This window comes from Streptomyces yangpuensis, assembly GCF_024666385.1.
Lineage (GTDB): Bacteria > Actinomycetota > Actinomycetes > Streptomycetales > Streptomycetaceae > Streptomyces > Streptomyces yangpuensis.
The window spans coordinates 6,976,890-6,999,808 of the sequence record NZ_CP102514.1; the positions used below are offsets into that span (position 1 = coordinate 6,976,890).

25 protein-coding genes are annotated in these 22,919 nt (G+C 74.0%); 12 read left to right on the top strand and 13 right to left on the bottom strand.

The features are described from left to right. Window positions 1–70: 70 nt before the first annotated feature. Genes NRK68_RS31630 through NRK68_RS31645 form a run of 4 tightly spaced genes read right to left on the bottom strand, consistent with a single transcriptional unit; the run spans window position 71 to window position 6,019 of the window. The gene (locus NRK68_RS31630; RefSeq protein WP_257857462.1) at window positions 71–1,138 is read right to left on the bottom strand and encodes a hypothetical protein; all 1,068 of its coding nucleotides are present in this window, start codon (window positions 1,136–1,138) and stop codon (window positions 71–73) included. Beyond that, on the bottom strand, window positions 1,135–3,141 hold the full coding sequence (locus NRK68_RS31635) for a ferritin-like domain-containing protein (protein ID WP_257857463.1): 2,007 nt from the start codon (window positions 3,139–3,141) through the stop codon (window positions 1,135–1,137). Before NRK68_RS31635 ends, NRK68_RS31630 begins: the two co-directional genes overlap by 4 nt. Window positions 3,142–3,152: 11 nt before the next feature. Continuing rightward, entirely contained in the window at window positions 3,153–4,592 is a 1,440-nt protein-coding gene (locus NRK68_RS31640) for a radical SAM/SPASM domain-containing protein (protein WP_183064580.1), read from the bottom strand. Continuing rightward, the gene (locus NRK68_RS31645; RefSeq protein WP_183064581.1) at window positions 4,589–6,019 is read right to left on the bottom strand and encodes a hypothetical protein; all 1,431 of its coding nucleotides are present in this window, start codon (window positions 6,017–6,019) and stop codon (window positions 4,589–4,591) included. Before NRK68_RS31645 ends, NRK68_RS31640 begins: the two co-directional genes overlap by 4 nt. A 795-nt stretch (window positions 6,020–6,814) precedes the next feature. Here NRK68_RS31645 and NRK68_RS31650 point away from each other — a divergent pair. Next, window positions 6,815–7,054, top strand: a complete 240-nt coding sequence (locus tag NRK68_RS31650; RefSeq protein ID WP_030843411.1) for a chaplin — start codon at window positions 6,815–6,817, stop codon at window positions 7,052–7,054. Window positions 7,055–7,120: 66 nt separating this feature from the next. Here NRK68_RS31650 and NRK68_RS36975 read toward each other — a convergent pair whose 3' ends face one another. After that, complete coding sequence (locus NRK68_RS36975) at window positions 7,121–7,414, bottom strand: hypothetical protein (RefSeq protein WP_183064582.1); 294 nt, start codon at window positions 7,412–7,414, stop codon at window positions 7,121–7,123. Between the two features lie 407 nt (window positions 7,415–7,821). Here NRK68_RS36975 and NRK68_RS31660 point away from each other — a divergent pair, with 407 nt between their 5' ends. Beyond that, the gene (locus NRK68_RS31660; protein ID WP_257857464.1) at window positions 7,822–8,490 is read left to right on the top strand and encodes a hypothetical protein; all 669 of its coding nucleotides are present in this window, start codon (window positions 7,822–7,824) and stop codon (window positions 8,488–8,490) included. 27 nt (window positions 8,491–8,517) lie between these two features. On the opposite strand, the gene NRK68_RS31665 is transcribed toward NRK68_RS31660, so the two are convergent. Then, on the bottom strand, window positions 8,518–10,002 hold the full coding sequence (locus tag NRK68_RS31665; protein WP_183064584.1) for a glycoside hydrolase family 18 protein: 1,485 nt from the start codon (window positions 10,000–10,002) through the stop codon (window positions 8,518–8,520). Window positions 10,003–10,226: 224 nt separating this feature from the next. On the opposite strand from NRK68_RS31665, the gene NRK68_RS31670 reads away from it, so the two are divergent. Then, complete coding sequence (locus NRK68_RS31670; RefSeq protein ID WP_183064607.1) at window positions 10,227–10,502, top strand: hypothetical protein; 276 nt, start codon at window positions 10,227–10,229, stop codon at window positions 10,500–10,502. Window positions 10,503–10,586: 84 nt separating this feature from the next. On the opposite strand, the gene NRK68_RS31675 is transcribed toward NRK68_RS31670, so the two are convergent. From NRK68_RS31675 to NRK68_RS31685, 3 genes are all read right to left on the bottom strand, one after another. Beyond that, complete coding sequence (locus tag NRK68_RS31675; protein ID WP_183064608.1) at window positions 10,587–10,958, bottom strand: VOC family protein; 372 nt, start codon at window positions 10,956–10,958, stop codon at window positions 10,587–10,589. A gap of 48 nt (window positions 10,959–11,006) precedes the next feature. Then, on the bottom strand, window positions 11,007–12,113 hold the full coding sequence (locus NRK68_RS31680; RefSeq protein WP_183064609.1) for a PP2C family protein-serine/threonine phosphatase: 1,107 nt from the start codon (window positions 12,111–12,113) through the stop codon (window positions 11,007–11,009). 168 nt (window positions 12,114–12,281) lie between these two features. After that, entirely contained in the window at window positions 12,282–13,106 is an 825-nt protein-coding gene (locus NRK68_RS31685; RefSeq protein ID WP_257857467.1) for a LysR family transcriptional regulator substrate-binding protein, read from the bottom strand. Window positions 13,107–13,164: 58 nt separating this feature from the next. Between NRK68_RS31685 and NRK68_RS31690 the strand changes: the two genes are divergently transcribed. Further along, window positions 13,165–13,569, top strand: coding sequence for a DUF5997 family protein (locus tag NRK68_RS31690; RefSeq protein ID WP_183064611.1), 405 nt, complete (start codon window positions 13,165–13,167; stop codon window positions 13,567–13,569). A 112-nt stretch (window positions 13,570–13,681) separates the two neighbouring features. Here the strand turns inward: NRK68_RS31690 and NRK68_RS31695 are convergent, their stop codons facing one another. Then, complete coding sequence (locus NRK68_RS31695) at window positions 13,682–14,257, bottom strand: YdeI/OmpD-associated family protein (RefSeq protein ID WP_183064612.1); 576 nt, start codon at window positions 14,255–14,257, stop codon at window positions 13,682–13,684. A gap of 43 nt (window positions 14,258–14,300) precedes the next feature. Further along, window positions 14,301–14,756 carry a DoxX family protein gene (locus NRK68_RS31700; protein WP_183064613.1) on the bottom strand — a complete coding sequence of 152 codons (456 nt, stop codon included), beginning with the start codon at window positions 14,754–14,756 and terminating at the stop codon, window positions 14,301–14,303. A 205-nt stretch (window positions 14,757–14,961) separates the two neighbouring features. Here NRK68_RS31700 and NRK68_RS31705 point away from each other — a divergent pair, with 205 nt between their 5' ends. The 5 genes from NRK68_RS31705 (at window position 14,962) to NRK68_RS31725 (ending at window position 19,966) form a co-directional block, all read left to right on the top strand. Continuing rightward, window positions 14,962–15,930, top strand: a complete 969-nt coding sequence (locus NRK68_RS31705) for a tellurite resistance/C4-dicarboxylate transporter family protein (RefSeq protein WP_257857468.1) — start codon at window positions 14,962–14,964, stop codon at window positions 15,928–15,930. Window positions 15,931–15,978: 48 nt separating this feature from the next. Then, window positions 15,979–16,413, top strand: a complete 435-nt coding sequence (locus tag NRK68_RS31710; protein ID WP_046775851.1) for a VOC family protein — start codon at window positions 15,979–15,981, stop codon at window positions 16,411–16,413. An 82-nt stretch (window positions 16,414–16,495) separates the two neighbouring features. After that, window positions 16,496–17,182, top strand: a complete 687-nt coding sequence (locus tag NRK68_RS31715; RefSeq protein ID WP_183064614.1) for a Rossmann-fold NAD(P)-binding domain-containing protein — start codon at window positions 16,496–16,498, stop codon at window positions 17,180–17,182. A gap of 57 nt (window positions 17,183–17,239) precedes the next feature. Continuing rightward, window positions 17,240–19,534, top strand: coding sequence for a phosphatase domain-containing protein (locus NRK68_RS31720; RefSeq protein WP_257857469.1), 2,295 nt, complete (start codon window positions 17,240–17,242; stop codon window positions 19,532–19,534). 9 nt (window positions 19,535–19,543) lie between these two features. Beyond that, complete coding sequence (locus tag NRK68_RS31725; RefSeq protein WP_183064615.1) at window positions 19,544–19,966, top strand: NYN domain-containing protein; 423 nt, start codon at window positions 19,544–19,546, stop codon at window positions 19,964–19,966. On the opposite strand, the gene NRK68_RS31730 is transcribed toward NRK68_RS31725, so the two are convergent. Beyond that, the gene (locus NRK68_RS31730) at window positions 19,932–20,396 is read right to left on the bottom strand and encodes an SH3 domain-containing protein (protein ID WP_183064616.1); all 465 of its coding nucleotides are present in this window, start codon (window positions 20,394–20,396) and stop codon (window positions 19,932–19,934) included. The genes NRK68_RS31725 and NRK68_RS31730 overlap by 35 nt on opposite strands. Before the next feature lie 258 nt (window positions 20,397–20,654). Here NRK68_RS31730 and NRK68_RS31735 point away from each other — a divergent pair, with 258 nt between their 5' ends. Then, window positions 20,655–21,029, top strand: coding sequence for a YbjQ family protein (locus NRK68_RS31735; protein WP_183064617.1), 375 nt, complete (start codon window positions 20,655–20,657; stop codon window positions 21,027–21,029). A gap of 45 nt (window positions 21,030–21,074) precedes the next feature. Next, window positions 21,075–21,704 carry a class I SAM-dependent methyltransferase gene (locus NRK68_RS31740; RefSeq protein WP_183064618.1) on the top strand — a complete coding sequence of 210 codons (630 nt, stop codon included), beginning with the start codon at window positions 21,075–21,077 and terminating at the stop codon, window positions 21,702–21,704. 58 nt (window positions 21,705–21,762) lie between these two features. Here the strand turns inward: NRK68_RS31740 and NRK68_RS31745 are convergent, their stop codons facing one another. Next, window positions 21,763–22,149: a hypothetical protein gene (locus NRK68_RS31745; protein WP_183064619.1), complete on the bottom strand. Its 387-nt coding sequence runs from the start codon at window positions 22,147–22,149 to the stop codon at window positions 21,763–21,765. Between the two features lie 310 nt (window positions 22,150–22,459). On the opposite strand from NRK68_RS31745, the gene NRK68_RS31750 reads away from it, so the two are divergent. Continuing rightward, window positions 22,460–22,912, top strand: a complete 453-nt coding sequence (locus NRK68_RS31750; RefSeq protein WP_257857470.1) for an LPXTG cell wall anchor domain-containing protein — start codon at window positions 22,460–22,462, stop codon at window positions 22,910–22,912. The last annotated feature ends 7 nt before the right edge of the window (window positions 22,913–22,919 follow it).

The window sequence follows — 22,919 nt, forward strand, 5'->3', positions numbered from 1 at the left end:
GGCCGACCCGGACCGGGTGCCGCCGCGCACGGCCTCGGCCGCTGCTCGGGCCGGGGCGCGGCGCATCTCGTCATCGGCCGGCGCCGTGCGCACCAGGACGCGGGGGTGGTCCCGGGTGACCGCGGCCACCCGCCGCGCCGCCCCGCAGGGCGCGGCGCATCGCGTCGATCTCGTCCCGCCAGGCCCCGGAACCGAAGGCCGTCGGGTACAGCCGCAGACAGGTGGCCAGATGGTCGTGGAAGGCCGCGCGCAGGCGGTTCGCGTAGTGGGCGCACAGCGCACGCGCGGACGTGCCGGCCGCGGCCGCGTCGATCACCGCCGCGGCCAGGATCGCCGTACGCAGGGCCTGCGCGGTGCCCGTGCCGCTGATCGGGTCCTGCCGCAGGGCGCCCGCTCCGACGACCAGCAGGCCGCCGCGGCCCGCCACGGGCGGCACCGCCGGGGCGAGCCGGACCCGGGGCGCCGCGGCCAGGGCCACCGCGGTACGGGGCGGTCGGCGCAGCCGGCTCCCGAGGGCGGACTCGGCCAGCAGCCGTGCGAGCAGCCCGGCCGGATCCGCGGCCGGCCCGGGCACCATCGCCTGTACGAGGCACGCGTCTTGGCCGAGCGGCGTCAGGTGGAGCCAGCCCAGCCCGGTGCAGTCCAGCCGGGCCGTGTCCTGGTCGCGCGGGCGCCGCACGGGAGCGGTTCCGGCCAGCAGCCGTCGGCGCCCGGTCTGTTCGTGCGCGGCGCGCTCGCCGTGGGCGGCCGTCACCGTCCACGACGGCGGTTCCCCGGAAAGGTCCCCGGCGCCCAGCCGCTCGCGCATCCGGGCGGCCAGCACCGACCCGTCCACCGCCCGTCCGGGCTGCGGGAACCGGGCCGGTGACGGCTCCGCGCCCCACCGCGCGTGGCGGTGGGTGAGCGGCCAGCCGCCGTCGAGCAGTCCGTCGCCCCAGAGCTGAGCCACGAGCTCCAGCGTGGGCCCCGTCAGCAGGAGGGGCCGCGCCCCGGCCCCTGCCCCGGCCGCCCCCGTGGGCTGCGCGGGCGGCCGGGGCGGCTGGGGCGGAGCCAGCCGGACCCGGTGCCCCCGGGCGGCGAGCAGCCGTGCGCAGGTGAGTTCCGCGAGCCCGGAGCCGGCGATCTCGACGAGGGTCACCCGCCGCCACCGGGCAGGCCGGACGGGGTGGCGGTGCGCTGCGGCGTGCCCCCGTCGAGCCGGGCGAGGAGGGCGATCAGCGATTCGGTGTCCGTCTGGTGGCGGATCGCCATCTCCCGGACCGACCGGTTCCCGAGCACCCCGATCGCCTCCCGCGCCCGCTCCGCGGCCGCCGCCGCCTCCCGTACGAACTGCCCGTCGGCCCAGGGGACTTCGGTGCTCGCGAGCGAGACCGGCTGCGGCCTGAGCATGGGCGGCAGGGTGAACCGGGGCCCCACCCCGCGCGCCGCGAGCTCGTGGTTGGTCTCGTGCATGTTCTGCATCACCAGACGGCTGCGCCGCATCAGCTCACCGCCCGCCGTGTCGCGGCGGGCGAAGGACTCCCGCAGCGTCCCCATCAGCAGCGCGTAGTCCTCGTCGCTGCGGTTGAGCAGCTCCAGGTCCGTCTCGTCCGTGGTCGCGGTGGCCAGCGGACGCAGGAACTGCTCCTCGGTGAGGCCCGCCAAGTGGCGCTGGACGGCACGGAACCGCTTCCAGTGGTCGTTGCCCTCGTCGATGATCAGCTTGATCAGATGGGTGAGCCGGTCGGCGTCGTGGAACCGGTCCCCGTGCTTGACCAGGGCCGCGTGCAGTTCGACGTACATCCCGTCGACGGTGCTCGGATCGTCCGGGTCGGCGCTGGAGCTCTGGCTGGGGGCCTCCACGTCGACGAACCACTGCAGCCGCTGGAGCGTGAGGGGCTCCAGGCCGAACAGGTGCACCGTCTCGCGCTTGATCTCCCGCGCACGGTCCAGAACCGGCCGCCGGCCGAGCATGTCGAGGGCCTCGTTGACCCACCGCAGGTGCCGCATCTCGTCCACGGCGACCGAGAACACCTCCTGGCCTGCGGCGTGGGCGCGGCGGGTGAGCTCGTCGGCGCCGGCCGGCAGCCGCATCGGAGCGTTCAGCGAATAGTGCGCGTACAGGTACTCGACGCACAGCGCGTGCTCCACACCGGCCAGTTCCGTCAGCCTGTCGGCGACCTGACCTGGTGTCATCCCGTCGGAGTCGCCGCTGCGGCCGGCACGGGCCGGTCTCGGAGCAGGCGCGTGTGCCTCGACGTCCGGCTCGGGCTGTTCGCGGTCGTCGAGGACGACGGGGAGGACGTTCCAGTCACGGACGAGGTCCCCGTAGGTCAGCTCCAGGTCCGTTCGCTGCGAACCGATGTCGCTCGACTTGTCGGGGGCGGGCGGCTCGCTGCGGTCCCTGCGCAGGAAGTTGACCTCGGGGACGGACCCGTCCGCGTTGCTGGTCACGTCCGGCTTGGAGGCCGCCCAGTAGTAGCAGCCGCAGTCGCGGAAGTCGTACTGCCACGGTGCGCACAGGCTGCGGGTCAGCTCACCGGGCCGGTAGGCCGAGGGCTCGATGACCCCGTCGTCGTCCAGATAGCGGGCCCTGTCCGCCACGAGCAGGGCGACCTCCACCTCGTCGTTGGCGCCGCGCCGCACGTAGCCCCGGCTGCGCAGCCGCAGGTCGTTGAGTTCGCGCACCTCGTCGAGGGGCGGGCCGGGGTAGTTGCGGTCGGGCAGCGGCCCGACCAGTACCGCGATCCGCCCCGGCAGCAGGTCGTGGACGCGCCGCCACACGTCCAGGCCGTCCATGCCGGTGCAGTCCACGGTGACGGCCCGTTCCTCGGTCTGGTCCACGGTGGTGCGCCCGCACAGGGCCCGTACGTACAGCGGACGGAGGTCGTCGCTCACGTCGGCGTCGACCAGGCCGTCCGGGTACGGGGGGCCGGCGGCCGCGGACAGGACCCGGGCGCCCTCGGCGCGGTGGAAGTCGACCCGCAGGCCGGGGAAGAACGCGGTGTCCAGGTTGCGCTGGTCGAATTCCAGACCCGGGAAGCAGTTGTCGACGCCGCTCTCCGGCCGGCTGCCGGACGGATTGCCGCGTACCTGGTAGTCCGCGCGGGCGGTGAGGTTGCGGGGGAAGAACTTCCCCGCGGGGGGTGGGAGGTCGGGCATGGACGGCTCCTTCAGACGAGGCCGGTGGCCCCGGCGGTGGTGGCGGCGGGCTCGGGGGGCAGCCGGAAGAACTCGGGCGCGGCCTGCGACAGTTCGACGTAGGCCCGCAGGCAGAAGGCCAGCCAGCCGCGGATGTAGTCGCAGCCGGGGCGGCCGCGCCGGCTCACCTCGTGGTAGCAGCCGCCCCCGCACAGGTACCGGGCCCAGCAGGAGCGGCACGGCTCCGCCCGGTCGACGTGCCCGGTGGCCAGATGGCGCCGCCGGGCCTCCCCGTCCGGTCCTTCGGCGACCGACCCCATCGCGAAGGCCGGATCGTCGACGAGCCGGTGGCAGGCGTACAGGCCGCCCTCGGCCGAGGCGCTGAGATAGCCGGCGCCGGCGCCGCACGGGTACGGCCGGTGGGTGCCCCGGTGCAGTTCCCGCATGGCGGTAAGGAAGTTCCCGAAGGGGTAGTCCCGTCCGGCCGACAGCTTGCGCAGCGCGCGCTCCCCGCATTCCACCATCTGGTCCAGGAAGCCGTCGAAGGCCCGCGCGGTGATCTCGTACGCCGGGTCGGGGGCGCTGACCACGGCGGCGAAGCCGACCTCGTCGAAGCCGAGACCGATGCCGTGGTCCAGTACGTCGACCAGCCGTCCGGTCCGCGGGGTGACGCTGACCCGGGCGGACAGGTGGCGCGGGCGGCCGTGCCGGGCCAGTACGTCCAGGCCGGCGCGCAGCCGGTCGTACGCGCTGGCGCCGCCCGGTGCGCGCCGCAGCGCGTCGTGCCCGGCCCGGTCGCCGTCGAGGCTGACGGTGACGGTGAACGGGTGCGCGGCGAACAGCCGGGCGTCCTGCGGGCGCACGGTGGTGAGATTGGTGGTGAGGGAGAACCGGACCGGGTTGCCGGCGTCGGCGGCGGCCCGCGTCGCGTACCGCACCACGTCGTGCACCAGGTCGCGGGCGAGGAGCGGCTCGCCGCCCATGAAGCCGACCACCACGTCCGCCCCGGGAGCCGCCTCCGCCAGCAGCCGGTCGACCGCCGCGTACGCGGTGTGCCGCGGCATGGAGCGGGCGGATCCGCCGAAGCGCCCCTCGTCGGCGTAGCAGTGCCCGCAGCTCAGGTTGCACGCCTGCATCACGTTGAGGGAGAGCGAGGCCAGCGGGGGAGGCTCGGCGGGTGTGCCGTCGATCCGGGGCCGCGACCACAACGGAAGGCCCAGGTCCCGGGCGAGGTCCGGCAGCGCGGCGTCCGGTGCGGCCGTCCACCGTTCCAGCCGGTCCGCCAGTGGCTCGGGCAGGTCGTACACGCGGCTGCCGTCCGCCACGAACAGGTGGGCGCCGTGGGCGCTGCGGAAGACCTTGGCCTCGGCGGAGGCCGGGGGCGGCCCGGGTGCCGGCGCGGGTGAGGGCGCGGGGAGGCCCTGCGGTGGGGGGTCCGGGGGCCGCCGGCCGATCTGGAGCAGTACGGTCACGACTGCGGCTCCGTGTCTTCGCGCAGCTTCTCCGCCCAGCGCACCAGGAGGTCGTACTGCCGGCGTGTCAGGTGCATGGGATAGGCGTCGGAGCCGCGCATGTTGCTGGGCATCTGCCGGTTGTAGAACCGGGGGGAGTCCAGGGTCATGCCGCCCTCGCCGCCCGCCCGGGCGGGGGCGCGGACCTGTCTGCGGATCAGGTCGGGCTGTTCCCGGATCATGTCCTCCAGCACCTCCAGTGCCACGAACCGGCGATGGCGGCGCCGGCCCCGCTCGGTCAGCCCGAGCAGCAGTCCGAGCAGCGGCTCGGGGGGATCGAAGGTCATGGCGCGGGCGTCGGCCGGCGCCAGGCCCAGATAGCCGGCCAGGCCCGCGTTCTCCGCGGCCGACCGCTCGTTCTGGACGTCCACGTTGACCGCGCCCATCGTTTCCAGGACCCGCTCGAACAGGTCGCGCACCTCCTGGGCGGTCTGCTTCTCGTCCTCCACGTAGTCGGGCCGGTGCACGTCCGCGCGCTGGACGCGGTCGGCCAGCCCGTCGGCCAGGGACACGAAGGGCCGGCGGTCCGGGGAGAAACGGGGCGGGGCGGCCACGATCCGTGCGGTGGCCGTCAGCCCGGCGGCCGGGAGCGACACGGTCACGGTGCCGTCGCAGACGTCGTCCACGAGGCCGACGCTGCGCCATCCGTTCTCGGCCCCGGCGAAGAGCAGCCCGGGGGTGGTCCGGAAGTCGGCGCTGCCGACCCGGAAGCCGCACCAGGCGGCGTCGGGGTTGAGGATCAGCCGCTCCGCCGGAGGCTCGTAGCCACTGGCGGGGTCGAGCCCCCGGGGGCCGTAGACGGCACCCACTCCCGGGGTGAACCGCAGCCGCAGCTCGGGCAGCTCGGTATTGGGCGCGGGGAGCTGCACGGAGCCGAGCGGCAGGACCTCCCCGGCCGGGACGAGTGGCCGCTCGGCGTCCTGCGGCGACCGCCCTTCGAGGACGTGCCGCCGGTGGTCGTCGCCGCTCAGCGACACCAGGGCCTCGACCCGGTCGCCGTCCTGCCCGGTGATGTGGTGCGCCTTGAGGTTCGCGACGGAGACCTCCCACCGGACGTCCTCCGGACGCAGCCCGGAGCGCGTCAGCACCTGCTCGGTCACCGGGCCCGTGCCGGACTCCCCGTCGATGGTCCAGGCGCCGTGCACCTCGAAGTAGGGGCACACCGGCCGCCAGCCGACGTCGTCCTTGAACTGCACCCGTTCCGACGGGCGCTCGCTGAGGTTGCCGTCCTCGTCGAGGTCCAGCGTCAGGTCCGGCAGGACGGTGGTCCTGCCCGTGCCGCGCGGTGTGAGGTCGCTCGGTCCGTAGCGGTAGTTGTCGCAGGGTACGGGGGAGGGGCCCAGACGGGCGAAGGCGAGGGGTGGCTGGAGCCAGAGTCGTTCGATCACCGGCATCTCCTCGTGATCGGTACGGAGGGGAAGGTGCACGGCGCGACATGACAGCGCTGCGTGATCGAAACTACAGCATTGGTGACAATGAGTCACCGACCGGCGCGTCTGCGAGCGCGCCGGCCGAGGTGCCGCCCCGGGCCCCCGCCGCCCGCCGGGACCCCGGGACGGGAGTGGACGCCATGGCCGCGGCTCGTGGAGAACTTGTCATGGTCCAGCTCGTAGAACGCGTTCCTGACCGAGCGCCCGGGCAGCATGTTGCCGGCCGGCGCCGGCCACGGCACCGGAACAGCCGCCCCCGACCGGCAACGGCACCTCTCGCAGCCGGAGTTCGTCCCTGCGGCGCAGCCGTTCGAAGCAGTGCCGCACCATCTCGGCGTACCGGTCGCCGAAGCGGACCGACCCGGCTGGTTCGGTGCCGGCGGCGGGGGCGCAGTACCTCCGGCCCAACTCCCATTCGCCGTTGGCGGTCCGGCCGGGAGTGATCACCAACGTCCGCACCGTCGGGGCCTCTTGCCGGTGGGGTTGCGGAGGGTGGCGAGGTCCCCTCGATGGCCCCTGCGCGTGCCGGATGCACCGGCCCCGCACCGAGCGTCGGAACGTCGACTTCCCGGTCGGTCCGGGAGGGTGGCGGGCTCGGATACCCCCAAACGGAGGGCGCGGGGGACACCTCTTCGAGGGAACGGGGCCGTCCGGACTTCGGCCGGCGGTGTTCTGCTGCCGAAGAAGGAGGGGCGGCCCCCCTCGGGGCCGTGCGGTGCTCCGGCACCGTCCTGCACGACAAGGAGATTCCACGTGTCGCGTGTTTGGAAGAGTGCGGGCCTCGCCCTGGTGATGGGCCTGGCGGTCATCGGCGGTGCGTCCTCGGCCTCGGCGGACTCCGTCGCGGAGGGCTACGCGGTCGGCTCGCCGGGCGTCCTCTCGGGCAACGTCGTCCAGATCCCGATCCACATTCCGATCAACGTGTGCGGAAACAGCATCAACCTGATCGGCGCGCTCAACCCGGCCGCCGGCAACACCTGCATCAACACCTGAAGGTCGTAGTGCAGCGCCCGTCCCGGCCGGACCCCCGGCCGGGACGGGCCGTACGCCCGGCCCCAGTCAGGACAGGGTGCGTACCTGCTGGTCGCACAGCTCGTAGCGGGCCGCGACCCCGGCCGGTTCACCCGTCGCCACCCTTCCCGCGAGATCGGGCTCGGCGGCCAGGCGCCGGCGTACGCCGCGCACGTGTGCGTTGATCGTCGCGTCGATCCGTGCCTCGCCGTGCCGGCACCGGTCAGGCGACCCGCAGGTGCGTCGGGTGCCGGAGGCCCGGACGGACTGGCCCACCGTGTTCCGCACGGCATCGCCCAGCAGCTCCCTGACCACGAGCAGGACCCGTTCGCGTCGGCCCACGGACACCGCGCCCGGAGGAAGCGCACGGCGGCACGCCGCGCCGGTGCGGTGTCCGTGCGGCAGGAGCCGAGGACCAGCAGGGGAGCAACTCCTTCTCAGGCGAAACGGTCTGCTGGCGGGACGAGGGGTCCCGTCGGCAGAGTCCCGGCGTACGGGTCCGCGAGGCATCGGCATTTCGGCCGAACGCGGGCGGCCGAACGAACGGCCCCCCGCGGACAACGCGCCTGCCGGACGGCCCCCGCGGCGACAGGACCGGTCGGGCGGCCTCGGTGATCGAACGGGCCCCGTGGCCGGACGGCGCGTGCGGCGAACGGCCCCGGCGGCCGGACGGCCCGCTGTGGACCCCCGTCCGGCCGCGCCTCCCACGGCGTGCGAGGCTTGCCCGGCACCCGGAAGGAGATCACACGATGCACACCCCGAGCCGGCCCGAAGACCTCGACCACCCTGAGCGGTTGTGGGCCAGAGCCGCCATCATGGCCATGGTCGACGCCGCCTGCTCCACCGACACCGAATTCGCCCTCGACGAGGACGGCCTGTGGTGTCACGGCACCGGCGCCGGTGGCTGGTGGCGCCTCAGCGTCTTCGACGGGGGCCGCGCGGTGTTCTGCGGCCAGGACCCCGACGGCAGCCACACCCATGTCGGCGGCGAGCAGATCGACTTCCTGGCGGGCGGGCCCGACTGGCTGCCCTGGGACCTGCTGCGGGACGACGCCGACGGCAACCTCTTCGGCTTCGTCTACTGGTGGGAGGACGACGCCTGGCACCGCATCCCCTACCCGGAGGAGGTGGTCGAGGACGGGCTGGAGGGAGCCGCGCCCTGGGTCGGCTCGCACGAGGAGTTCCTCGGGCTCACGGCCTCCTCCTTCGACGTCCCCCACGTCCACGTGCGGGCCCTCACCGAACTCGTCGACCGGTTCGAGGGGCTCGTACGGGAGGGCAGGGCCGACGCCGACGCGGTGACGGCCCTGCTGACCGCCCCCGGCACCGCCCCCGGTATCGGCACCGCCGAGGGCCGCCCCGCACCGCGCGTCGACGTGGCACTCGACATCGCCGCCCGCGCGGGCATCCTGGCCTGATCCGGCCGAAGCCGGCCAGGGCGTCCGCTACTTGAGGGCGGCGAACGCCCTGGTGAAGGCGAGCGGCTGCTGGAGGATCGAACTGCAGGTGGCGTCCGCGTGGTTGACCGCTCCGGCCGCGCACTGCTTGTCGCGTGTCGAGGACCACATGGCCAGCCTGCCGATGCCCTTCGACGCCGCGAACTCCACCAGCTGCGTCGCATCCGCCACGGTGAAGATCTCGCTGGTCACGTCGTTGACGCCGATCATCGGTGTGACGGCCACGGCCTTCCACGCCGCCGCGTCGGAGAGCCCGAGCACCCCCTTGATCTGGGCCTGGGTGGCCGTCGCGGCCTGGATCGCGTACTGCCCCATGTCCCCGCTGTACGCCGGGCCGTAGTCCATCGCCATGATGTTGACGGCGTCGACGCGCACGCCGTTCTTCTTGGCGTCGGCCAGCAGCGCCACGCCTGGCTGGGTGAGGCCCTCGGGCATCACGGGCAGCGTGAAGGCCACGTCCAGACCGGGGTGGGACTTCTGCAGCTTGGCGATGGCCTGCGCACGGCGCGCGTTGGCGGCGGTGTCCGGCAGGGCCGCGCCCTCGATGTCGAAGTCCACCTTGGTGAGCTTGTAGTGGTCGACGACCTTGCCGTAGGCGGCGGCCAGTTCGTCCACGGTGGCGCAGTTCAGGGCCAGTTCGTGCCCTGCGGCACCGCCGAAGGACACCCGGACGTCACCGCCCTTGGCGCGCAGCGCACCGATCTGGGAGGCGACCCTGTCGCTCGCCAGGTCGGTGACGCCGCCCCACAGCGGTACGCAGCCGCCGCCGGAGGTGATGAAGGCGAGGTGGAACTCCTTCACGCCGGTCTGCGCAGCGGTGTCGAGCAGGTCGTACGCGGGGTAGAGCGAGGTGTCCACGTACGGGGCGAAGCGCGCGCCACCGCCGACCGGGGCGGGTGCGGTCGCCGTGGGGGAGGGCGACGCGGTCCGGGTCGGCGCGGCGGAGGTGGGCGCCGCGGTCGGAGCCGTGGTCGGGGCCGCGGTGGCGGTGGGACGGGCGGTGGGGCGCCCGCTGGGCTGGGCCGTCGCGCCCTGGTCCACGGAGCACTTCACCCCGTTGATCCGGCAGCCCGTGGGGTCACCCGGGGCGCCGGAGCCGCTCGCGACGAAGCCGACGGTGACGGAGGCGCCGGCCGCCAACTGCCCGTTCCAGCCGGCGGGCTTCACGGTGACGCGCCGGTCCGCGACGGTGTGGGTGCCGTTCCAGAGCGAGTCGATCTTCGTGCCGGCCGGCAGGTCGAATTCCAGGGTCCAGCCGGACTGGGCCTGGCCGGAGCTGTTGGTGATGACGTACTGCCCGGTGTAACCACCGCTCCAGGAGCTGGACTTCGTATAGACGGCCCCGACGGAACCGGCGTGGGCGGTCCCGGTGAGCGCGAAGGCCGCACCGCCGATCACCCCCGCCGCCACGATCGCGCCCGTGACCCTCGCCGTACGACCCGTCCTGCGCCGGTGACCGACTGTGCTGCCCATGTGCGTGCCTGCCTCTGTGTTACTGGGGAGTTGGGGTTGCGGCAGCACGCTAGCCGCACCGAAACGGACATTCGTTCGTTTCGGCGCGCTCCCGGTGAGCCTTAGGTTCCGCTTAAGGAAGGGGAAAGCGGGGGATCAGGTAGCGCCGGGCCGCTCGCGGTGTGGGGCGGGGGTGCCGGTCGTACGGTGGAGGGGGGAAACCGACCGCGGGCGAGGTGTGTTCCATGCGAAGGTCCATCCGAACCGCCGGGGTGCTCACCGGCCTGATCCTGACGCTCGGCGGCATCGGCGCCGCGGCTCCGACCGCCACGGCGGACATTCCCGCCTGCACGCAGATGGCCGCCCAGGCCGGAACGGAAACCACCGACGCCGTCACGGCGGCCTGCGGTCGCGGTGTGGTCGGGGACCTCCAGGGCTGCGTGGACGGCCTCACCGAAGCCGGAGTTCCCGGCGGCGCCGCCGCCGGCGCCTGCCGCCAGGCCGCCCTGGAACCCCGGTAGGCCCTGTCGGGCCTGCCGAGGGGCAACAGGTCCCTGGGGAAGGGGTGCTGGGGGTGCTGGGTCGCGGGGGCGGGGCCAGGGGCGTCAGCCGTGGGTGGCGTCGATCACGCAGAAGCGGTTGCCCTCCGGGTCCGCCAGGACCACGAAGTCCGGGTCCTCCGGGTAGGAGTCCCAGTCGACGTGCCGGGCCCCCAGCGCCACCAGCCGGGCCACCTCCGCCGCCTGCTCGGCCGCGTCCGCCGCGTAGAGGTCGAGGTGGACTCGGGGGCGCTCCTGAACCGGCGTGGTGCTGCGCCCGAGCGCCAGCCCGGGCCCGCGGCCGTCGGCCGGGACGAGGACCGTCCAGCCCTCGTCCACCTCGCCGTCGCGGGGCACGTAGCCCAGCGCCCCGGACCAGAATTCCGCGGCCCGCCGCACGTCCGCGGCGCCCATGACGATCGTCCCGAGGGTCAGCATGATCCGATTCTGGCAAACCCCGGACGGCAGCCCACGGCCGGGAGCGGATCAGCGCGGCGCGGGCCGCCGGACCGCGACCATCGCGGCGTCGTCGTCCAGGGTGTTCCCGGCCGCATGCGCGAGCAGATCGCCGCACAGGTGGTCCAGCAGTGCCTGCGGTGGCATGCCGCCCCACGCGGCGACCCGTTCCGTGAGGGGGTAGAAGGTGCCCGCCCGGTCGCGCGCCTCCAGAACACCGTCCGTGTACAGGAGCAGGACGTCGCCCGGCCCGAAGGGGAAGGTCTGGGCGGTGACCGTCGACGTCACCAGCCCGGCGAGGCCCAGCGGCGGCGCGGGCCGGGCCACATCGAGGCTCACGGCCCCGCCGGAGCCGCGCAGGACCAGCGGCGGCGGATGCCCGCAGCTGACCAGGCGCAGCACCGGTTCGTCGTCGGGGATCTCCAGGACGGCCGCGGTCACGAAGCTCTCACCGCCTTGGTCCCCGCCGTCCAGGTCCGCGGAGACCGCCGCCTCCAGATAGTCCACCAGTCCGGTCAGCTCGGTCTCCTGGTGGGCGGAGGCCCGGAAGGCGCCGAGGACCAGCGCCGCGTCCCCCACCGCCGCCAGGCCCTTCCCGCGGACGTCGCCGATGATCAGCCGCGTCCCGGTGTCCGTACGGGCGGCCGCGTACAGGTCGCCGCCGATCTGGGCCTCCGCCGCCGCGGCCAGGTACACCGAGGCGACGCCCAGCGGGCCGATCCGGTCGTGCAGCGGCCGCAGGACCACCTGCTGGGCGGTCTCCGCCACCGTGCGCAGCTGCACCATCTCCTTCTCGTGCACTTCCCGCAGGTGGGCGAAGAAGGTCACGAAGACCGAGATCATGATGAGCGCGATGATCTGGAAGGTGTGGTTCAGATCGGTCAGGCTGGTGCGCGCCGTGGAGACCACCACCTGGGCCAAGACGGCCACCAGACCCACGAAGGCCGTCATCCGCGGTCCCGCGAACGAGGCCGTCATGGCCGGTGCGGCGGCCAGGAACGGCCCCAGGTGCACCTCGGGCGGGGCCAGGACGTCGACCACCGTCACGACGGCGATGAGCACGAACGGGGCCACCAGCTGCGCGTGGCTCGCCTGCCGGGACCGGTGGGGACGCGTGAGGGGCGGCCGGAGATCCATCCCTCCTGCATACACCGGGAGACGATCGGGATCCCCGAGGCCAGGCCGTCGGCGGACCGTCCGGTCCCCCGACGGTTCAGCCCGGCGCCACGGGCCGACGAGCCGCCCCGGCGCGGCCCGGCCCCCATGGGGCCCGGCCCGCCGGCCCGGGACCGCCGCTTCGCGGGGCTACGGGCGTCGGCGGGGCTTGCCGCTCCTGGCTCCGCCGGTGCCCTTGGCTCCGCCGCCGCCGCGCTGGTTCTTCCCCCCGGACTTCCCGGAGGCGGACTTTCCGGCCCCGCCACCGGTCCCGGTCCCGCGCCGCGCACCGGCGGCGCCGCCCTTGCCGGCGCCCGCCTCGGGGCGCCCCCGCTTCGCCTTCGGCTGCGCGGGGGTGGGCTGACGGCCCCGCGTGCTGTTCACGGTCCGGCCGCGGACGATCCCGATGAACTCCTCCACCAGATCGGGCGTCGGCTCCGCCTGCGGCCACGACAGCGCGACCCGCGACGTAGGAGCGTCCGTGACCGTCCGGTAGGTGAGGTCCCTGCGGTGGTGCAGACGGGCCAGGGACTGGGGCACGACGAGTACGCCGACGCCCGCCGCCACCAGCTCGATCGCGTCCGCCGTCGTGGCGGGCCGCTCGATCGCGGGCTGTCCCGGCAGCTTCTCCCAGTCGAGGGTGTCGTCGAGGGGCTGCCACACGACCTCGTCGGCGAGGTCCTCGGTGGTGATCTCCTCCGCGGCCGCCACGACGTGGTCCTTGGGGACGACGACGACCGTGGTCTCGGTGTAGAGGGGGATCGCGCTGAGGTCCGTACGGTCGACCGGGAGCCGGACGAAACCCGCGTCGGCGTCACCGGCGCGCAGGACGCCGAACACCTCGGCGGAGGAGACCTGGGCGAGGGTCAGCGGGACGTCGGGCAGCCGCTCGTTCCAGATCCGCACCCACTTGGCTGGGGTCACGCCGGGAACATAGGCGAGCCGGAACGCTTGGGGTACTTCCGAGCCTGTCACCCCGCAAGGTTACCGGGCGTGGTCGGAACCCGTGCACACGCTCGATACCCTTGACCTCATGACGTCGCACCAGAACACCCAGACGATGAAGCCCGCGACCGCGGCGAAGAAGCTGGGCGTGTACCTCGAGGCCACCCCCGCAGAGTTCCAGGAGGGTGTCGTCTCGCGCAGTGAATTGAGTGCGCTCCAGGCCGACCCGCCCCAGTGGCTCCAGGAGCTGCGCCGCAACGGTCCCCACCCCCGCCCGGTGGTCGCCTCCAAGCTGGGCGTCTCCATCGCCGGCCTCGCGCGCGGCGGGGTCACCGAGCCCCTCACCACCGAACAGATCGAAGCGCTGAAGCAGGAGTCCCCCGAGTGGCTCCAGCGGGAGCGGGCCACCCAGGCCGAGGTCCGCAAGGAAGCGGTGCGGATCAAGGAGCGGAACGCGGAGCGGGCCGAGAAGGCGCGCAACCAGGAATCCTGACCCGCCGCGGTCCGCATTCCGTCGGGCCCGGCCTCCCCTCGCGGGGAGGCCGGGCCCGACGCCTTCTTCCAGGTCCGGCCGATCAGCGCGGATCAGCGGTGCCGCGCCCGGATCACTGCGGGGAGTCGCCCGCCAGCAGCCGTACGGCCCGGTCCAGCCGGGCCCGCCTGGTCTCCGGCGTGAGCGCCTGGAGCAGCGGCAGGGCCACCAGGTAGCGCCCGGTCCGGTCCAGCGACTCGAAGGCCGCGCGGGCCTCGGGGCGCGCCGCGAGCGCCGCCGCGAGATCCTCCGGCACCCCCGCGGTCCGCTGCGAGGCGTAGGCGCCGACCCAGCGGCCGTCGGCCTGCGCCCGGCGGACCTCCGCGAGTCCGGGCTCGCGCATCCGGCCCGCCGCGGTCAGCTCCGCGACCTTGTCCACATTCACCTGCGACCACAGACTCCGGGGCCGCCGGGGCACGTACTTCTGCAGGTAGTGGAGCTCGTCGAGGGAACGCCGCTGCCCGGAGATCCAGCCGTAGCAGAGCCCGACGTCGACGAGCTCGTCAGCGGTGACCGACGGAATGCCGGACTTCTTCTTCGCGAGCCTGATCCACACGCCCTCCTGGCGTGTGTGGTGCTCGGCGAGCCAGCTCTCGAACGCCGCGGCGTCCGGGAAGCCGACGATCTCCACCCCGTCGATGTCGTCCATCGGCCCAGGCTAGCGGCCGTCCACCCGGCGGAGGAGGGATTTCTCAGGCGGTCACGGTCTCCGGGCGGGCGTCGTCCCGGCGCCCGGGGGAGGCCGGAGTGCGCGAGGTGAACAGCGAGTCCAGCGCCAGCGCGCCGGGCCCGGTGAACACCAGCAGCAGGAAGGCCCAGCAGAACATCGCGGAGGCCTCGCCGCCGTTCTGCAGCGGCCAGAGCGCATCGGGCTGATGCACCGTGAAGTACGCGTACGCCATGGAACCGGAGGCGAGGAAGGCGGCCGCCCGGGTGCCCAGACCCAGGAGGACCAGGCCGCCGGCCACCAGCTGGATGGCGGCCGCGTACCAGCCGGGCCAGGTGCCGGCCGCGACGGTGCCGCCGCCGTGGGCGCCACCGAGGACGCCGAAGAGGGAGGCCGCCCCGTGCGAGGCGAAGAGCAGGCCCGTGACGATGCGGAACAGGCCGACGGCGTAGGGCTGGGCGTGGTCGAGTCGTGCGTTCATGGGGGGAGGCTCCTTCGGTGGGGGACGGGTCCCGAAGTGGTGCCGGACGCGAGCGAACGTGATCGAGTCCGAGCGAGCCAAAGGTTAGGTAGACCTAACAGGCGTGACAAGCGCGAGTTCCGGCCAACCGCCCGCGGAAACGGCGGCGCTGCCCGGTCGGACGAGCCCGCTGGCGGTCCGCCGGCCCGTGGGGTCCGCTGGAGAGGTGAGCATCCTCCCCGGCGCGGGCTGGTGGGCCGGGCTCCCGCCGGCGGCGGGAGCCGCCGTCATGGCCACGGGCATCATCTCCGTCGCGCTGCACCTGACGGGCCACGCGACGTCGTCGCTGATCGCCCTGGTCATCGCCGTCGCCCTGTGGCTGGCCCTCGCCTTCGACTTCACGGCCCGGCTGGTGGGCGACCGCGGGCGGTTCCATGCCGAGGCCGACACCCCGGCCGCCCTGACGGCCGTCGCCGCCACCACCGTCATCGGCACCGGCATCTCCCTGCTCGGCCCGCAGACCGTGGCCGCCGCCCTGCTCGCGCTGGCCGCGCTGCTCTGGCCGGGCCTGCTGTTCAACGTCGTCGCGCACTGGCGCAGTCGCATGCCCGGAGGTGCCTTCCTCGGCTGCGTGGCCACGCAGGGGCTCGCCGTCCTCGCGGCGGTCCTCGCCGCCGCCGGCGGGCCGGCCTGGCTGGACCGGGCGGCGCTGGCCGCCTTCTGCCTCGGCCTGCTGCTGTATGTCGCCGCGCTCGTCAGGTTCGACCTGCGAGAGGTGGCCGGCGGCGCGGGCGACCACTGGGTGGCCGGCGGGGCACTCTCCATCTCCGCCCTGGCCGGCTCCAAGCTCACGGCGTCACCCCTGTGGTCGGGTTCGGCGCACATGGCCCTGCGTACCGTCACCCTCGTCACGCTCGCCCTGTCCCTCGCCTGGTACGCCGTCCTCCTCACCGCCGAACTGCGCCACCCCCGGCCGCGCTACGACATCCGGCGGTGGGCCACCGTCTTCCCCCTCGGCATGACGGCCACCGCCTGCCTCTCCGTCGCGGGTCCGGCCGGCATCGCCTGGCTGATGCCGCTGGGGGAGATCCTGCTCTGGATCGCCGTGGCCGCCTGGCTGTTCACCGTCGCCGTACTGGCCACCTCCCTCGTGGCCGCCCGGCACCCGGCCCGCCGGGAGAGCCCGCCGCGGTGACGGCGCCTTCCTGTGGCGGAGCCGACGCCCGGTCAGTAGGGTCCCGGCATGGCCTACACGTTCCAGGTGACCATCGACTCGCCCGACCCGCACCCCCTCGCCGACTGGTGGGCCGACGCCCTCGGCTGGGAAGTGGAACCCAGCGACGAGCAGTTCATCCGCGGCCTGATCGCCGCCGGGCACGCGACCGACGACGACACCACCACCCACCGCGGCACCCTTGTCTGGAAGGCGGGCGCGGCGATCCGCCACCCCGACGGCCTGGAAGGCGCTCCGCGCATCCTCTTCCAGCTCGTCCCCGAGGCCAAGACCGTCAAGAACCGGGTGCACCTGGACGTGCGCACCGGTGACGACGACCCGAAGGAACTGGTCGAGCGCCTCGTCGCCAAGGGGGCGAAGCACCTCCACGAGGGCCGCCAGGGCCCCAGCACGTGGACCACCCTCGCCGACCCGCAGGGCAACGAGCTCTGCGTCTCCCATTGACCGCCACCGCCGAGCCCCGGTGGGCCCCGCCGAGCCCGCCGCCCCCGCGCGCCGGACCCCGGCACGCTCTACGCTTCCACGGGTGAACGTCATCCTCTTCGGCGCGACCGGGATGCTCGGCCGGGCCGTCCTGCGCGAGTGCCTGCGTGACGACTCGGTCACCGGAGTCCTGGCCGTCGGCCGGTCACCGCTCGGCGTCACCCACCCCAAACTGCGCGAGCGGGTGCAGGACGACCCCTCCGACCTGGCCGCCGCCGGGGTCGACCCGGCCGCGTACGACGCCTGCTTCTTCTGCCTGGGCGTCTCCTCCGTCGGCATGACGGAGGAGGACTACCGGCACGTCACCCACGACCTGACCCTCGCCGTGGCCCGGCCGCTCGCCGCCGCCAACCCCGGCATGACCTTCGTGTACGTCTCCGGGCAGGGCACGGACAGCACCGGACGGGGCCGTTCCATGTGGGCCCGCGTCAAGGGGCGGACCGAGAACGATCTGCTGGAACTCCCCTTCCGCGCCTACATGTTCCGTCCCGGCATCGTCCAGCCGGTGCGCGGCGTCCCCTCCAGGACCCGGCTCTACCGCGTCCTCTACGCAGTCACCGCACCGCTGGTCCCGCTGCTGCGGCGGTTCGCGCCGGACCTCGTCATCACCTCCGAGGCCTTCGGCCGCGCCATGATCGCCGTCGCCACTCCCGGCACCGAGGTCCCCGGCCACATCCTGCGGCCCGCGGACATCAACCGCCTGGGAGGTGCCCCGACCAGGAAGAATTGACTACCGAGCACACCCTCCCGCAGGCGAGAATGAGCCATCTCAAACCGGGAGGACCCCATGAGCCAGGAGACCCTGACTCTGCATGACCTGCTGCCCGCACAGGCGCTGGCTGACTCGATCGACGCCGGGTACGTGACCCGCAAGTCGCACCCGGAGCTGCCGCTGTCCATCTACACGTACACGCGGACGGCCCAGTACGAGCGCGTCTGGAACCAGGTCACCACGCGCTGCCGCGGACTCGTCGCCGACGACGAGACCGGCGCGATCGTCGCCCTGCCGCTGCCGAAGTTCTTCAACGTCGGCGAGCACGAGTCGGGACAGCCGTACGCCCCGGCCCTCCCCGACGAGCCGTTCGAGGTCTACGACAAGGTCGACGGCAGCCTCGCGATCGTCTTCCACTACGCGGGCCGCTGGCGGGTCGCCTCCAAGGGCTCCTTCATCAGCGCCCAGGCCGTCTGGGCACAGCGCCGGCTCGACGGCGCGGACACCTCGGCCCTGCACCCGGGCACCACCTACCTCGCGGAGATCCTGTACCCGCAGAACCGCATCGTCGTCGACTACGGCGACCGGCGCGACCTCGTGCTCCTCGCGGCCTTCGGCCCGGACGGCACCGAGGTCCCGCTCGCCGAGGCCGCGCCCCACTGGGAGGGCATCGGTTCCGTCGTCACGGTGTGGCCCGCCATGCCCCTCGACGAACTGCTCGCGCTGGCCGAGTCCAACACCCTGCCCGGCGGTTCCGCCGCGAGCGGCATGGACGCCGAGGGCTTCGTCCTGCGCTTCGCCTCGGGCGTGCGCGCCAAGGCCAAGCTGTCCGAATACGTACGGCTCCACAAGGTGCTCACCGGTGTGACCGCGCGGGACATCTGGCGCGGCCACGGCGTCCAGCGCTTCGCCGGCCTGCCCGCCAAGCAGCTCGCGCAGGGCCTGAACTGCACCGTCGCCGACATCGAGGCGTCCGGCGGAAAGCCGCTGGACGCCCTGCTGGAGCAGGTGCCCGACGAGTTCGACCACTGGGTGCGCGAGGTCATCGCCGGCCTGGAGGAGGCGGCGGCCCGCCACGAGCGCGCGATCGACGAGGCCTACGCGGGCCTCACGCACCTGACCGCCGACCGGGGAGCCTTCGCCCGGGCGGTCGCGCAGCTGCCCGACCGCACCGTGCGGCCCGCGATGTTCATGCGGCTCGACGGCCGGTCGACCGAGCTCACGACCTGGCGCCAGGTGCGGCCGGAGGCCGCCGACCCGTACATCGCCGACGAGGAGAGCAGGACCGTGACCGAGGAGAACCGGACCGCGCCGACGTCCGTGCCCGCGCGGGAGCGGACGACGCCCGCCGCGGCGCCCACCCGCGCGCCGGAGGCGGCGCCGCGGATCCCGGCGCCGGCGGCCGACCGGCCCGAGCGCCCCGCGGAGCGGGAGGCCCGGCTGCCCGTCGTCCACGTCATGACGGGTCTGCCCGCCTCCGGCAAGACGACGGCCGCGCGCGCCCTCCAGGCCGAGGCCGGCGGCCGTATGCGGCGCGTCAACCTCGACGACCTGCGGGCCATGCTCGACCTGCCGGACCCTGAGCGGGGCCGCAGCTTCGCCCACGAGCAGACCGTGCTGGCCGTCCAGGACGCGGCCGTCCGCGCGGCCGTCGACGGCGGTTTCGACGTGGTCGTCGACAACACGCACCTGACCAAGAACATCCCGAAGCGGCTCAAGGCGGCGGTCGGCGGCCTCGCGACCTTCGTCGTGCACGATTTCACCGATGTCCCGCTGGAGGAGTGCCTGCGCCGGGACGCCGCCCGCGAACGCCAGGTCGGCGGAGAGATCATCCGGATCCTGGCCGAGAAGCACCGCAACGCCCGCAAGGGCGGCTGGCGGCTGACGTCGGAGTGGATGAACGGCTCCGGTGCGGTGGCCGCACCGCCCGTGACGGCCTACGTCCCCGACCCGGCGCTGCCGACGGCGGTGATGTGCGACATCGACGGCACGCTCGCCCTGACCGGCGACCGGGGTCCGTACGACTTCACGCGCTGCGAGCTCGACCTGCTCAACGAGCCCGTACGGCACGCCCTGGACGTCTTCCGGCGCGCGGACGGCGACACGATCGTGCTGCTGTCGGGCCGCAGCGAGGAGTACCGGCCGCAGACCGAGGCCTGGCTGCGCCGGTACCGGGTGCCGTACGACGAGCTGTGGATGCGCGCGGCGGGTGACACGCGCCGCGACGACGTGGTCAAGGCCGAGCTGTTCGACGCGCACGTGCGCCACCGCTACGCGGTGCGGGTGTCGCTCGACGACAGGGACCGGGTCGTCGCGGTCTGGCGCCGGATGGGCCTGCCCACCTGGCAGGTCAACTACGGCGACTTCTAGAGTGCCCGTGTGAGCAACGTCCTGATCGTCGACGCGGCGAACGTCGTCGGGTCGGTGCCGGACGGCTGGTGGCGCGACCGGCGCGGCGCGGCCGAACGGCTCCGCGACCGGCTGGCTTCCCGGGAGGGATTCCAGGAGGCCGGCCGGGAGGACGACGAGGAGATCATCCTGGTCGTCGAAGGCGCCGCCCGGGGCGTCGCCTCCGTGCCCGGTGTACGGGTCGAGGCGGCGCCCGGCAGCGGTGACGACCTGATCGTGGAGCTGGCCGCGGCCCGGGCCGCGGCCGGCTGCTCCGTGGTCGTGGTCACGGCCGACCGCGAACTGCGGGAACGGGTCCGGGCGCACGGTGCGCGGTGCGTGGGACCGCGTATCGTACGCCCGGTGGACGGACCAGGGGTCAGCGGCAGTACTTCACCTCGGAGAGGTTCTTGACGTAGCGGGCGGAGACCCAGCGCTCCTTCTCGTAGGCCTTCGCGCGGTCGGGGTCCTGGCGGTCCTCACGGTCCTCGCGGCCGGAACCGTTCTCCCAGTCCTCGCGGTCCTCGTGCAGGCGGTACCAGATGCGGTTCCCGTCGACCTTCTGGCCGTACTTCTTGCACTCGATCTCGACCTTGCTGTTCGGCTGCACGTGGCCGATGGCGCGGGAGTCGGTGGTCGGCTTGCTGCGGACCTTCAGCGGGCCCTTGGAGACGACCTTGCCGGTGGCGTACTTGTCGTACGGGTACTGGCCGGGCTGCGCGGACGCGGGCACCTCGCCGACGACGATCTCCCGCGGGCCCTCGTCCGCGACGGCGGCGCCCACCCCGACCAGACCGAGAACCAGGCTTCCGGTGGCGAGAGCGAGGATGGTTCTGGTGGGCATCAGCATGAGCCGACTCCTCTGTGAAGACGTCCGACCGGCCGCGGCACGCGGCGCGGAATGGCAACGGGCGGTTGCCACGGACGACTATGACGAGGCCGCACCCCACAACCCCGTTGCCCCACCGGCTTTTAGCCCGATATAACCAATCTGTCCACCGGAGTGCGGCTCCGCCCCCTGCGCGGCGGCAGGCCGGCCGGATGAGCCGGATGCGGGGGTTCCCGGATGCGGTGGGGGGCGGGCGGGGCAAGAGTGGGTGCCATGGGTATCGATGACTACGGCGGTGGAGCCGGCGCGCACGAGAGCGGCGTCCTCGTCGTGACGACGAACGACGTCCCCGGCTACCGCGTCGAGCGGGTGATCGGCGAGGTCTTCGGCCTCACCGTGCGCTCCCGCCACCTGGGCAGCCAGATCGGCGCCGGGCTCAAGTCGATGATCGGCGGAGAGCTGAGGGGCCTCACCAAGACCCTGGTCCAGACCCGCAACCAGGCCATGGACCGGCTCGTCGAGCAGGCGAAGGCGCGCGGCGCGAACGCCGTGCTGATGATGCGGTTCGACGTCACCGACGCCGCCGACGTCGGGACCGAGGTGTGCGCCTACGGGACGGCCGTCGTCCTCGTCCCCGCCTCCGGCTGACCGCGCTTGTACGGTGGTTCCTCCGACGACGACGGGGGAGGCCCGATGAGCCGACGCAAGTCAGCGGCAGAGGTGTTCGACGCGCTGGGGGAGCGCTACGAGGAGGTGTTCGGGCAGGTGCCCGGCCAGATCGAGGCCCTCGACTGGCTCACCGCCCGGCTGCCCGCCGGAGCCCGCGTCCTGGACGTGGGCAGCGGCACCGGACGGCCCACCGCCGAGACCCTGGTCCGGGCCGGCTGCGACGTGACCGGCATCGACGTCTCGGCGGCCATGGTCGCCCTGGCCCGCGCCCGGGTCCCGGGCGCCCGCTTCGAACAGGCCGACGTGCGCACCTACACGCCCCCGCCCGGCGGCTTCGACGCCGTGTGCTCCTTCTTCCCGCTGCTGGTCATGGACCAGCCGGAGGTCGCCGCGGCACTCGACCGGATGGCCTCCTGGACGGCACCCGGCGGGTACTTCGTGATGGCCACGGTGCCCGGGGACATCCGGGGCCTGGACATCGAGTGGATGGGGCACGCGGTCACGGTCAGCAGCCTCTCCACGGATGACCACCTGGCCCGGCTCGCCGACCGGGGCCTGGAGGTACTGCACCACCACACCGCGACGTTCCGGCCCGCGGACGACCTGGCGGGCCCCGAGGAACATCTGTTCTGCTACGCGCGCCGCAGGCCCTGACCGGTACGCGCCGGCGGGGGAGGGGGCGCGACACCCCCTGCCCCGCCGGCGCCGGAGGTCAGCAGCTGCGCCACTCCACCGACGCGTCCCCGTTGAAGTACTTGCCGGGGTCCGCCGAGACGTCGATCCGCATGATGGTGCCGGCCGGGCCGACGCTCGGGCTGGACTTGTGGCCGCCCTTCGCGTAGTAGAACTTGATGAACGGGCACCGGCCGTCGGCCTTCGCGTCGTAGATGTTCCCGGTGGCCCGCGCGCCGTCGCAGATCTCGCCGCTGCCGCCGCCCTCGCCGCGCCACTCCCGCCAGGGCGTGCACCCCAGGGCGCTGCTGTCGCCGCCCGCTGCGGCCGGTGCCGGGGCGGCCGCGATCGCGACCGCGGACAGTCCGAGGGCGAGTGTCGCCAGTGCGCGGCCGGCGAGGCGACCGCCGGTCTTCATGCTGTTCATGCCGGTCAACGTGGCTCCCGATGAGTGGATTTCGAACGCCCGAGGCCGGTCGAGCACCGGCCGGGCGGCGGAGGCGGGGCCTCCTGAAGCGGTCACCACTCTGTCCGGGGGAGGCATTGTCCGGACCGGGGGCGAACGGCAGCCGCAGGCCCGCCCGTGCGGAGAAGGCGGACAACACCGGTTGTCCGCGGACAACGCACCGGCGGGCGGAAAATTCTTCGGGAACCGCGGCAACCTCCCGCGGGGTCGCGCGTCGTGCGGGGGTGAAGGGGCGCAGTCCCGCGCCCCGACCCGACCGTGGAGAACCACCGTGAAGAACCTGAAGCGTGTCCCCCTGGCCGTCCGCCGCACGGCCGCTGCCGCTGCCGCCGCCGGGGCGGCCGTCGCCCTGGCCGGCCCGGCCCACGCCGCGGGCGGCGGCCCGGCCGCCCCCTCCCCGTCGGTCAGCGTCCCGGCGAGCGTCTCCCCCAGCCAGGGCGGCCCCCGGCCCTCCGCTTCGGTCAGCACCCCGCCGACCGGCAAGGACACGCACAGCGCGTCCCCCAGCGCCGCCCCCAGCGCCTCCCCGAGCAGCGCGGGCGGCGGTACCGCGCCCAGCGCGTCGCCCTCGTCGCCCGCCGCGGCACCCGCCGCGGGCGAAGCGGCCGAGCTCGCGCATACTGGCTCCTCGGCGACGACCGTCGCGATGGGGGCGGGGGCCACCGGTCTGATCCTGGCCGGCGCCGGAGCCCTCTACGCCGTGCGGCGCCGCGCGAACAGCTGAGGAACCC